Raw genomic sequence first — 11,952 nt, forward strand, 5'->3', positions numbered from 1 at the left:
AACATGTTGCTCATGTCGGTGACTTTGGCGGTGTCCCAGGTGTCGACACCTTCGATTCTGCCCAGTAGGGAGACACCCAGCATTTCCGTGTTGAGGAATCCTCCCTGGCCGTTGACAAGGTGGAGACCTTTGGTGGCGGTGAAGACTGCGAGGGAGGGCATGGGGCTGAACATCGCGTTGTCGTTTACGCTGTTGTCTATGGTCAGGTCACCGTCGATGCTGACGGCTGTGATACTGTTCCTCCAAGGGTGCCATGGGATGGCTGAGTCGGAGGAAAGGTTGCCCGATATAGAGCCGCTGGTGAGGTGGAGGGTGCACTGGTCGGTGTCGTTGGTGATTCGCCATGTCGTGTGGTACCAGGGTGTCGGTACGGCACGGTCGATGGGGCAGGGTGCGGCGGCCTTTTCAGTTTGCGGCCCGACTTGGTCTTGCTTCTGCAATGGGGCTCCAGTGACTGTGGGTGCCGGAGCTGAGGACCGCATGATTTCCCTGTCGGCCACATGGGTACCTTGCGAAAGAGAGGACTGATTCAGGTACTTTAAATCAGATTTGTCGTCTCGCTGTGCTGCGGCGACGGAAGCGAGGGCCATGGCTAGGCACGTTGCCAATGAAACGATACTTTTTAAAACACCCATGAATCTGGGCTCTCCTTCTTCTCTTCGGGGCAGAGAGCTGGGGCTGCGCACATTCAGCGGCAATTGTTATTGCTCGAGTGATGAAAACAACCATTCTTGAACCTGTCAGGCCTAAGTGGGACAAAATCGTATCATACTTATACGAAAAAATCTCGACGCACATCGGTTACATGGACGTGCTGCGCCACCGTGATTCGTTGTTCGGATGGTGTACTGGTGTTGCTGGTTCTTACACACTGATAAATGCTATTAAAGCGGCATCGCTTATGCGTTGCAAACGGTAAGAGCGCCATGTCCTGTACAATGGAGCAAAAAGCTGTTGTGTGGAAAGTGAAGACTTATGCGTTGAGCCGTTTCATTGACAGTATGGACATGCGTTGGTCTGGGTCGGAGTTAGTCAGGGTCACGCCACCTTCGCTATTCGGTTCGGCGAGTTTACGGGCCGCGGCGAGTATGTCGTGCAAATGGCGGACGGTGCCTTCATTTCCGTCGATGACGGCGGTAGACTTGGGCAGCAGTTCGCGAAAATAGTCATGGTAGAAAACGAAATGCGTGCACCCGAGCACCACGGAGTCGATGGTAGAAAGATCATAGTTGTCGAAATAACGGTGCAGGGTATCCATAACAAGATTGCGATTTTCGAGTTTGTCGTGTTCGACGATTTCAACCAGGTCGGGGCATGGCTGGCAAAAGATGGTGTTGGTGGTGCTAAAACGATGCATCAAAGCCGTAAACTTTTCTTCGCGTAGCGTCAGCGGTGTGGCTGCGACGATGACGCGTTGAGGCTTGCCGTAGCCGCGATCGCAAGCCACTTTTAGAGCCGGTTCCATGCTGATGATAGGCAGTTCGTAGGTTGCGCGCAAGTCGTTGACGGCGGCGGAAGTTGCTGTATTGCAGGCGATGACGATGGCCTTGACGCCCATGGTCACGAACCGCTCGACGATGGCAAATGAGAGGTCTCGCACCTCCTGAGGGGTTTTGGTGCCATAAGGGGCGTTAGCTGAATCTCCGAAATAGACAACCTGCTCGGCTGGCATCTGCTTGGTGAGCTCGCGCACCACCGAAATGCCACCCAGTCCCGAGTCGAACACGCCTATGGGAGCGTTGCTTGTCATGCCATCCTCTTCCTTTAGGTCAGATTTGCTTGTGAGCCCATTCAAGTCTAACGAGTTTTCGGCTATAGCGTTACCGCTGTCGGTGAACGAATTGTTGCTGAGGCTGTGTAGGCAGGGTGGAAGAAGCAGACGTCTGATTTTGCTTTTCTTGCTGTCATAGATGCGAAGGGGTGGGTAGACTAAAGCCATGAGTCTTCCTCAAGAGGTTTACAAGGGCCACGGCACCGGCAACGATTTTATCGTTTACATCGACAGGGACGGCGTGCAGGAGCCTACCGGCGACGAGATACGCCATGTGTGTGACCGGCATTTTGGTGTTGGCGCCGATGGTCTGCTGCGTTTGACCAAGCCGGAACATGTCAGCGACCTTTCAGATCGGCAGATTGTGCAATGCCGAGATGACGGGGCCGAATGGTTTATGGATTATCGCAATGCCGATGGGTCGCTGGCTGAAATGTGTGGCAACGGCACGAGAGTGGCTGCCCTTGTTGCCCAACGAGCCGGTATTGCTCAAGAAACGGGTGACGACTCGTTCAAACTCGGTACGCGCGCAGGGGTCAAGGTTCTGCGGTCGCTCGGACAGGTCGAGCCCTACGGCAATGACGTCTTTCAGGTGGGTCTCGGTGGCGGTGGCATCGGTGCGCTAGATGCCTATGAAGTGACGGTTCCGGGTATGGCAGGTACAGCGGCGGGAACATACGTCGATATGGGCAATCCCCATGTTGTCGCGGTTCTGGAAGAAGGCAGGACGAGTTTGCCTGCGGTCGAAAAGCTGGATTTGGCTGTTAAGCCTGTGGTGAAGCCGAAAATCGACACAGAACAGAACGTCGAATTTGTGCGAGTTGATTTCTGCGATGTGACGCAAGATTTCGGCCGTGCCACCATGCGGGTCAACGAGCGTGGCTGCGGTGAGACGCTCTCCTGTGGCACGGGACTGGGTGCCACGGCTGTCACACTGCGTGCGAAGACCGGAGTGAGCCATTGGGATATCATTATTCGTGGCGGCTTGGTGCATGTCGATGTCAGCGATGATGATGTCTTGTTGACTGGTGCCGCCGCCATCGTGGCGAAGGTGGAGTTGCTTTAGGCGAAGATTGCTGCACCTTCCTTGACGAAGATCAGGGTGAGGACGACCACAATCCAAACCATGTCGGCCATCCAGTCGTAGTGCATCCGATAATACATGTTCAGCACGTTGCGATTTTGAGGAATACCTTGCACTGTTACCGTGGCGTGAGACAGGGCCATGAACATGATGGTGGTCGCAAACATCATCGCCATGCACCACGGGCACAAAGCTTTGATGGCAAACATGGATTGACTTGCGAGCCAGTAACTGTAGCAAAATGCGAACAAACCGCCGAACCAAGTGCAGATGGAGAACCAGCGTGGAAGTTTGACGCCGCAAAGCCCTACTACGGCAACGGTGATGAACACGGAGTAAACGGCGATGCCGAAAAATGCGTTCGGGAAGCGCAGGTCTCCGAACCTGATGATTTCCGCCTGCCAGGATTTTGCCACATCGGAACAGGAGAGCACAGAGTTCACATCGCAGCTCAACGGTTTGTCAGGCGTACGAGCAAGCTTAAGGGTCTCCGCGGCGAGAATGAATGAAGTGAAAAGACCCACGGTGGCTGCGACCAGCATCACCCCATAGTTCCATATGTGTCCGTGAAAGAAACCTTTCGGCTCGCGATTGGCGCAAAGGGTAGTGGATTGCTGCGGTTCGAATGCTCTCTTGGGTTTTATGCCTGCCGTGTCGGCTGTATTCTGTCGGGACAAGTGCGCACCTCGTGCCTTCGGTAGTTGATTCGTGTCGGGCGCATAGGCTTACGATGGGCGTATGACGAGCGACGAATATAACGATTGTACCGTGGCTATAGGCTGGGATCTGCATTGTCATACGGTTTTCTCTGACGGCACCAAGTCACCGGCCCAGCTCGTCGCGCTTGCTTTTCGGCTTGGCCTTGATGGGGTAGCCATTACCGATCATGACACCACCGCCGGTTGGCCCGACGCCCAGCGGGCAGCACGGGAGCAGGGTCTCGCTTTGCTGCGAGGCAGTGAAATCACTGCACAGGATGATCTGGTTTCCGTACATGTGCTGGCATACCAATACGACCCGCACGATGCCGGAGTGGTTGAATTGTTTGCTTCGACCAAGGCCGCACGAATCGAACGGGCACGACAGATGATTGCCCTCTTGTCAAGGGACTTTCCCATCGAATGGGACGATGTGCTCCGACAGGCCAAAAAGGGCGCCGATACTACGGTCGGACGGCCTCATATGGCCGATGCGCTGGTGGAGGCAGGAGTATGCCGAAACCGTTCGGAGGCGTTCGATGGGCCTATGTCCGCTTCTAGCAAGTATTACATTCCCACGCCTTCTCCTACCGCACTGCAGGTGGTTCAGGTCGTTGAGCAGGCAGGGGGAGTCAGTGTCATTGCGCATCCGGCCGATCGCAGTCGCAACTCGGTGCTGCTTTCTGATGCCCAAATCAGACATCTGGCCCAAGCTGGTCTTGGTGGCCTTGAGGTTCGGCACCGCGGCAACGATGTTCAGTCTCGGAAGCATCTGCTCGAGCTTGCCGATGAGCTTGGTCTGCTGGTGACTGGAGGCTCGGACTGGCACGGCGATGGCAAACCGAATGTATTGGGGGAGAATCTCACACAGGACTCCGTTGTCGCGCAGATCGTGCGGCGAGGAGCCATTGATTTGGTGCAGTAGTCGGCTAAAATGTTGTGTGTTTTGCGGTGACAGGTCCGGGTTTGCAACTCGCGCAGCGTTTTGGTAACGGCAGCCTATGCAAGTGAGTCCTGAATACGGCGATGCCCGGCAGAAACAAGGTCTGTACCGCCGGACATCGTATCCTGATCCGTTGCCGCGTGCGCCGAACAGAGCGGCAACGAAGAAAGTTAAAGGGCGCCGAAACCGACGGCGTGCTTTGTCTCAGAGCCCACGATGGCATATCCCAAAGCGCCGGCGGGAACTATGATATGACGGTCCTTATCGTCGACCAGATCGATTGGGGTGCCTTGCGTCAGCTCCTCTGAAATCACTTTGCTGACCTCTTCGGCGCTTTGCGTGGTGGTGAAATGAACCGGACGTGCGACGTTCTGAATCCCGAGTTCTACATCCATGAGTTACCTCTTTCTTTTTCGAAATTGTTGTTAGGCTTTATCTTGTGTTTATCAGTGGCCGAGCGGGCTGTTCATCTTGGACTCCCCTCGGGTTTACTGTGTTGCTCGGAGTCCTTGGATTTGTTCGTGCTGGAATCCACAGGCTTGCTGATTGTCGTGGCTTTCTCGGATGCGCTGTTTGCTCCGGATTCAGAAGATGTCAAATCGTGAAGCTTATGTTCTTCGCTTTGTACTTGTTTGATACCTTTCTGGGCATCGCGCAATGCCCGCTCCGTCCGCTCGAGTTCGGGGATGACGGTGGTGGGAGCATCATGGTTCGTGAGAGTGGTAGGCACGGATTTGTCATTCGTGTCGTCAGTTTCGGAGGACTGCGTGCCTGATGTGGTCCCATCGGCTGTTGCGTCGTCATCTTCATGGACGAAGATGGAGGACTTACCTGCCTGTGTGAGGACCATGGTGGCCGATGAAGAGGGTGCGGGCATGTCGCGATACGAAGCTTCGGAGGCCTGCGCAGACTTTGGCTGCTTGCCGTTCGTCCGGTCTTCGTCGTCGGCACTGTCTTCCGGACGTTCCGTTGAAGAATCCGAGTTCGTTGAACGGCCGGTGGCCGTTTCGTGTTTCGATACGAGTTTGGTCACTTCGGCAGAGGCTGTTTTGTCGGTCTCGCCGGTGGTATCGTCTTCGGGTTCTGCCGCTGCGTCGGTATCGTCTGCGTTCTTGGCCGGCACGACGGGTGAGGACGCGGTGGCCGCCCCCGCCGCTTTGTTGGCCACAACGGTCAGTTGATGCGCCAGATGTTCCACCTGTGCCTTGAACTGAAGAATCTTGGTGTTGTCGGCACGACCGAGCGCGTCGATGAAATCACCCACCTGTTCCATTTGCAGCCACAGATTGGCCCGCAAAAGTATCAGGTCATCCATGCGGGACCCCATAATCGCGCCATAGGCACTCATAAGAGTATTTCGATGATCTTCGTCCAGCTTGGCGAAGATCCAAGCCAGGTCGCGAGCCGGGTCATTGACCTGCATATCTTGCCAGTTATTGACGGCAGTGATGGTGGAATCGGAGAAACGAAAATCGCCATCATGGAAGCCGCCGTGCGTAAGCGTGGTAGAAAATGACCACAGTCCATCGGTTTCGATGATCCTTGCCCAGCTTGTCGTAATCGCCGGAGGAACATGGCCGGCCTTCTGCAAACGCTTGATCCAACCGGTGAGCTGCGAATGAATCTGGCCGGTCGTGAAGGACGGGTAGTTGGCTTCGCTCAGGAATCCGGTGCGTTGACGATGGATAGCGCCGATCGCTGTGCCTACGCTGGCCGCGTCCTGCAACGTCAGCAGATCCAGAGGTCGAGGTTCGCCTTCTACATGCGGGGTCACCAGCACGCTCATTTTACCTGTTGCGCTGTGCGCCCCTGCGGCACTGAAAGCAAGTGTGCGATCAACGGCGAAGCCGAGACCTCCCATTTCGTGTGATTTGGACAATGCCTTCGAGGACTTGACCCGTTTGGACAAGAGCTTCTTGCCGTCGTCCGAGCTTGCCGCGAACACATCGTAGCGTAGGCCGCCGGAGTCCTGCACCACGGCGTACTCGATACCAGCCCCATTGTCGGTAACGTTGCCCTCGTCTTGTTCGTACACTCCGGACATGGATGTATTGGGCATGGCTGCCGATGCGAGCGCCGCCATCATAAACTTGCTTTGTAAAGTCACCCTTCCAGATTAATACACCGTATGTCCCAGAGGCTTCTTGATTCCATGTCGGTCGCCCTTCTATCGGGTGGCGCTGGCACAATAGACGGGTATGACCACGAACGATGCCGAGACAATACTTGAAGGACTGGATGACGCCCAACGTGCAGCGGCTACGGCCCTTGAGGGTCCTGTGCGCATTGTTGCCGGTGCGGGGGCAGGCAAGACCCGTACGGTCACGCGCCGTATTGCTTATGCTTGTGCCAAAGGAAAATGGCGGGCGAATCGCATCCTTGCCGTCACCTTCTCGGTGAAGGCCGCGGATGAGATGAAACAGCGGCTGACGAAGCTGGGTGTGGGGGATGAAGTCACCGCCGCAACATTCCATTCGGTGGCGTTGCAGCAGTTGCGTACCGTTTGGTACGACATCAGTGAAGCCCCGTTGCCGCACGTCGTTGATGATCCTCAAGAGATTGTGGCACGCGCTCTGAAACGTGCTACCAACACCGATCAGTACGATGGCATCGCTCGGCGTAACGTTTTGGCTGAAATTAACTGGGCGAAAGTCTCCCTGATTGCCCCTGGCGATTATGTGCGTGTTTGTGCCGCCACCCATCGTATTCCTCCCGCAGAGCTTGACCCGCAGGCGTTTTCAGAGGTTTATCTTGCCTATGAGCAGGAGAAGACCGCTCGTGGCGAAATGGATTTCAATGACATTCTGCTGCTGGATTGTCATGTGCTTGAGGCTTTTGATGAGCAGGCTGCGCAAATTCGACAATCGATCGGATGGCTGACCGTCGACGAATACCAGGATGTCTCGCCATTGCAGCACAGACTCATGCAGCTGTGGCTGGGAGAAAATCGCAACGTGTGCGTGGTGGGAGACCCTGCACAGACGATTTATTCCTTCGCTGGGGCTTCCAGTTATGATTTGCTTCATTTTAGTGACGAATTCGGACGGCTTACCGCGGACGTAAACCTCAACACGGACTACCGTTCCGTTCCTCAGGTCGTGAGTGCGGCCAATCAGCTGCTAAGCGCGGCACCCGACCGCGATCAATATCTTCGGCTGGTGTCCGCCAGGGATAAGAGTGCGGGCATGAGAGTGGTGAAAACGGCGTTCGAAGATGACGAACAAGAGGCGATGGGAGTCGCCAAGCGCATCGCCCAATTTGTTGCTGGGGGTGCCAAGCCTTCTGAGTGTGCTGTGCTGACGCGTCTCAATGTGCAGCAGCAGGTGGTTTGCAAGGCGCTGAAGGAACTTGCCATTCCGTATCAGACCCGTCGTGACATGGGCAGTGAGGGTTTAGTACTTCAAGATGAGAATGCCAGTCGCCGTGAGGCCTTGGAGATTCTTGCCAATAGGAAGGAGCACGGCGTTACGATTTCTTCAGTTCATGCTTCGAAAGGCTTGGAATTCAAACACGTGTTCATCATCGGTTGCTCAGAAGGGCTGTTGCCGTATGGTTCGCCGGCTCCCGGCGAGGCGTTGGAAGAGGAGCGTCGGCTTTTCTACGTGGCTGTTACCCGTGCCGAGGATTCGTTGCATCTTTCCTATGCGCGTAGCAAGGATGCAGGTTCGGCCTTTGCTCGTCTGCCCAGCCGCTTTTGGTAAAGCCTGCGGTATACCAATTCAAATGGGCCGGTATGCAACTGATGCCGTGCAACAGCTGCATACCGGCACGGAAAATCATAAGGACTACGATTTTATTCCGGCTGAGTTGATATCAGACTTCCGGGCCATCCCCAGCATCCTTGTTGTCCCCGTCTGTATCGGTGCTTTCATCGCCCGTTTCGCCGGGGTTGTCGGCATTTCCATTATCGGCATCACCTGCACTGTCACCGTCATTGTTTCCATCGTGTTGAGCGTTGAGTAGCTTCTCAAGTTCGGCGTCCCAATCGATGCCTGGTTTGCCTGAGACGGGGTCGTTGGCGGAGACGTCGACGTCGGTATCGATGGCGTTGCCGTCTGCACCGTCACCGTTGTCCGTGATTGTCGTAGGATCCTGAGTGCTGCCATTGTTGCCGTCGAGTTCCGGTAGTTTGGGCAGCAGATCGGGATGTGACCACATTTCGTCACGCGCTTGGTCGCCCTTTTCCGTTCCGATTTTTTCCCAGATTTCGGCTGCTTCCCGCATTCGCTTCGGCCGCAGTTCCATCCCGAGCAGGCTTTCGAAAGTCTGCTCGGCGGGACCACCTACCGCACGTTCGCGTCGCACCATTTCGCGCAACTGCTCGATGTGTGGGATATGGGCCATGCCGGCTTTCCAGGTCACCGCGTCAACCCAGCCTTCTACCAGCGCCAGCAGCGTTTCCAGGCTATTCAACGCCTCTTTTTGTTCCGGTGTGTCAGAGATGCCCACCTTTGTTAGATCAACGGCGCCGGAAATGGAGTCGGGATCCATCGATGTGGCTTCCCTCAGCTGTTCTTCCACAGCATCCAGATCAATGCTGATGCCGCGAGCATACTTGCCGATCAGTGCTTCGAAGCGGGGCATCAGCCATGGCACATGAGCGAAAAGCCTGGCGTGGGCAACTTCCTCGAGGGAAAGAAAAGCAAGTACTTCGTCTTCGTTGATTTCCAAGGTCTTGGCGTATTCGATCGCATTTTGGGCGATGAGCGCTCCGGCCGGGTTCTTTTGCAAGGCAATACCTTGGTCAAAGCTGCCGCGTACCTCATGGGAAAGCTCGCCTGCTGCACGACCGAGCTGTGTGGAAAACGCCGTGTTGCCGAGAACCTTGATGATGTTGGCGGGATCTTTCATGTTTTCCGGAATCGGAACGGGTATCGGCCCGGCGAATATACCGGCGATTTCACCGCCATCGAAGGCGTCGTTGAATCGTTCAGAAATGACGCTGGAAAGCGCATTGCTCATTGATTCTTCCACTGGACTGGCGAATTTGGCCCATGAGTCAAGCGTTGCGTTAACCCAGTCGGCACGTGTGAAGACCTGTGGTTCGCCCGGGGCGGGATCGATATCGCATGTCGTGTCAAGCCAGAGGTTCGCCTCGCTCATCGCGCGACGCACGGCCTCGCCTTGGGAAGCGCTGACACTTTGTTCGCTACCGTCGTCATTGGCGATGGCCAAAGCCAGCGAAATCGCCAACTTGGTGTTGACGGGTCCCTCGTCAGCGCTTTGTTGCATATCGCCAACGGTGTTGAGGCCGCTGGAAGTAAACGCATTCATCAGTGCTTTGACTTCCGAAGGTTTGGGCAGCTTAGACAGATCCTGCCCGATAAGTTGATTCTTGATGGAATCGGGCAAGGCGCTTAGTTGTTGGAAAGCCATGTCGCCCTGAATCTGCCCAAAGCAATCGATCAGCCATTGGTGGATCGTATTTTCGTCCATACCGTTTTGTCCTTTGCCGTCGCTCGTCGAAGCACAGTGCCTACAGACGATTTCTGATTCAATAGTATGGTCTTCCATGGTCTTCATCGCCATTATTTACGCCAAAGAATGATAATTGACGCGCTGTGTCATTCTTTATCTATGGCCTTTATTGAAGGGAGTCTCTACGAGACGGCATAATTGGTAGCTATGGTACGCAGTAAACACAGTCAAACGAACGGTCGTCGAACGTCCGCGGCTAGGCGGGGGCGTCATGCGACGGTTTCGCCATCTGTGCGGCGACGGAGTACCGGCGTCACGAAAGGTCTTCGGGTAGCTCCCAGCAATGGCGCAAGAAGTGAGAGTGAAGGTATAGTCGATACCGGTTCGGAACCTCAGAATCCCCGTAACGTCGCTAGTACCCGGGGCGGTAGCGGTTCACAGGTAACGGCCAATGGTTGGCGCGGCTTGCTCGATAAAGTCAGGTACCTCTTCCTCGGTCACTCGCTGAGGTACCTCGCTGGGATGATTTGCGCCATGCTGTGCTTGATCGTACTGGTTCTTCCGTCCCCATACGTCATCGAAACGCCAGGTCCGACTCAGGACGTGCTCGGCAAAGTCCACGGTAAGGAAGTCATATCGGTTGGCGATGTCGATTCGCATGCAACCACGGGCAAGCTTCTGATGCTGACGGTTAATACCCAGGGCGCGCCGGGAGGGTCTCACAATCTGGGTGTCCAGACCTTGATTGCATGGATCGCGCCCGCGCAATACGCCATTCCTACCGAGGCAATCTTCCCTGTGGGGCAGACGCGCGACCAATACATGAAAATTTCTGCTATACAGATGTCCAATTCTCAGAAGAGTGCCACCGCCGCGGCACTTGATTATGCCAAGGAGCGTGGAATTGACGGTGCTGATACCGCCAAGGTCAGTGTGCACATCGGAGATATTGGCGGATCTTCGGCGGGCATGATGTATGCGCTGGGTGTTCTGACCAAGCTCACACCGGAAGATGAAACTGGTGGTAAGACGATTGCTGGCACCGGTACGATTGATAAAAAGGGCGAAGTCGGTGAAATTGGTGGTATCCAACTCAAGATGCTCGCCGCCAAACGCGATGGGGCCACTTACTTCTTGGCTCCAGCGGCCAACTGTAATGAGGTGGTCGGGCATGTGCCTTCCGGCTTGCGCGTTGTGAAAGTGTCGACGCTTGATGAGGCATATAGGTCGCTTGAAGCTATCGGTAACGGTAGGGACGCGGATTTGCCGTATTGCACTGCAACTCGACCGGGAGTAGATCAGAGGCAAAACTGATTTAATCGTTACGCGAGGAAACTGCGACTCCGGGGTTGCCGCGTTACTGACGTGGCGGCCCCTTCATGGTTTCGTGCTGATTGACGATAGGGCGTCGATCATGAGAAAATCGTGCTTTGAGGACAATAATTCACGGTTTGGGTATTGCAATATGGTTATTTTCTCGGTTGTTTTGCGTACTGTTCCTTACGGTTTGATATATTGGAAGTGTGAATGAAACGGCATCAAAAAACGCTGAAGAGTTCGGTTTCCATGAAGGTGACATCGTACAGGAATGGCTGTGGGATGACGACGTAAGTGAGACCATCCGAGAAAAGATCATGGATCTGACCGGCCAGGATTTGGTCGACGAAGATTACGCTTCCGCAGTGGACGGCGTCATCATCTGGTGGCGTGACGGAGACGATGAGGACGATTTGGCCGATACCATTGTGGACGCATATAGCGTCGTCGGTGAAGACGGACCGTTGTGGATTATCACTCCGAAGCCTGGGCGTTCGGGTGCTCCGGCGTCCAATACGGTGCAATCCGCGGCGAAGACGGCCGGTATGAATGCTGCCACCCCGCTTACTGTTTCGGAGGATTGGAACGGCATCCGTTTGCGTGCCTTCGGCAAGGGACGTTAAATACAATGTTCAAGGCTTTCAAATCGTAGCTGATACCGATTGAGGGCATTAAAAAGTCTCCGCCAACGTGCAGTTGGCGGAGACTTTTGCGTCTGTAT

11 protein-coding genes are annotated in these 11,952 nt (G+C 55.1%); 5 read left to right on the forward strand and 6 right to left on the reverse strand.

The annotated features are described in order from the left end of the window. Both GA0061077_RS06810 and murI read right to left on the reverse strand, forming a co-directional pair. On the reverse strand, positions 1–635 hold a 635-nt coding region (locus GA0061077_RS06810), incomplete at its 3' end, for a hypothetical protein (protein WP_159426888.1). A 338-nt stretch (positions 636–973) separates the two neighbouring features. Further along, positions 974–1,750: a glutamate racemase gene (gene murI / locus GA0061077_RS00530; RefSeq protein WP_091847541.1), complete on the reverse strand. Its 777-nt coding sequence runs from the start codon at positions 1,748–1,750 to the stop codon at positions 974–976. Between the two features lie 187 nt (positions 1,751–1,937). Between murI and dapF the strand changes: the two genes are divergently transcribed. After that, positions 1,938–2,837 (forward strand): diaminopimelate epimerase, encoded by a 900-nt coding sequence (gene dapF / locus GA0061077_RS00535; RefSeq protein ID WP_091846998.1) that lies wholly within the window; start codon positions 1,938–1,940, stop codon positions 2,835–2,837. Here dapF and GA0061077_RS00540 read toward each other — a convergent pair. After that, the gene (locus tag GA0061077_RS00540) at positions 2,834–3,499 is read right to left on the reverse strand and encodes a vitamin K epoxide reductase family protein (protein ID WP_375773983.1); all 666 of its coding nucleotides are present in this window, start codon (positions 3,497–3,499) and stop codon (positions 2,834–2,836) included. The two genes, dapF and GA0061077_RS00540, sit on opposite strands and share 4 nt — an antisense overlap. A gap of 94 nt (positions 3,500–3,593) precedes the next feature. Between GA0061077_RS00540 and GA0061077_RS00545 the strand changes: the two genes are divergently transcribed. Beyond that, positions 3,594–4,478 carry a PHP domain-containing protein gene (locus GA0061077_RS00545; RefSeq protein ID WP_091847000.1) on the forward strand — a complete coding sequence of 295 codons (885 nt, stop codon included), beginning with the start codon at positions 3,594–3,596 and terminating at the stop codon, positions 4,476–4,478. Positions 4,479–4,666: 188 nt separating this feature from the next. On the opposite strand, the gene GA0061077_RS00550 is transcribed toward GA0061077_RS00545, so the two are convergent. Together GA0061077_RS00550 and GA0061077_RS00555 are read right to left on the reverse strand one after the other, a co-directional pair. Then, complete coding sequence (locus tag GA0061077_RS00550) at positions 4,667–4,891, reverse strand: DUF3107 domain-containing protein (protein WP_091847001.1); 225 nt, start codon at positions 4,889–4,891, stop codon at positions 4,667–4,669. A 71-nt stretch (positions 4,892–4,962) separates the two neighbouring features. Next, a complete protein-coding gene (locus tag GA0061077_RS00555; RefSeq protein ID WP_234696442.1) occupies positions 4,963–6,582 on the reverse strand; it encodes a phosphotransferase in 1,620 nt (539 codons plus the stop codon). A 112-nt stretch (positions 6,583–6,694) separates the two neighbouring features. Between GA0061077_RS00555 and GA0061077_RS00560 the strand changes: the two genes are divergently transcribed. Further along, a complete protein-coding gene (locus GA0061077_RS00560) occupies positions 6,695–8,197 on the forward strand; it encodes an ATP-dependent helicase (RefSeq protein ID WP_091847002.1) in 1,503 nt (500 codons plus the stop codon). A gap of 112 nt (positions 8,198–8,309) precedes the next feature. Here the strand turns inward: GA0061077_RS00560 and GA0061077_RS00565 are convergent, their stop codons facing one another. Further along, positions 8,310–9,932, reverse strand: coding sequence for a zinc-dependent metalloprotease (locus GA0061077_RS00565; RefSeq protein ID WP_091847003.1), 1,623 nt, complete (start codon positions 9,930–9,932; stop codon positions 8,310–8,312). Positions 9,933–10,436: 504 nt separating this feature from the next. Here GA0061077_RS00565 and GA0061077_RS00570 point away from each other — a divergent pair. Continuing rightward, on the forward strand, positions 10,437–11,228 hold the full coding sequence (locus GA0061077_RS00570) for a YlbL family protein (protein WP_091847004.1): 792 nt from the start codon (positions 10,437–10,439) through the stop codon (positions 11,226–11,228). Positions 11,229–11,437: 209 nt separating this feature from the next. Further along, the gene (locus GA0061077_RS00575; protein ID WP_091847005.1) at positions 11,438–11,854 is read left to right on the forward strand and encodes a DUF3052 domain-containing protein; all 417 of its coding nucleotides are present in this window, start codon (positions 11,438–11,440) and stop codon (positions 11,852–11,854) included. Positions 11,855–11,952: the final 98 nt, after the last annotated feature.

It is taken from the genome of Bifidobacterium commune, from assembly GCF_900094885.1.
Classification (GTDB): Bacteria; Actinomycetota; Actinomycetes; order Actinomycetales; family Bifidobacteriaceae; genus Bifidobacterium; species Bifidobacterium commune.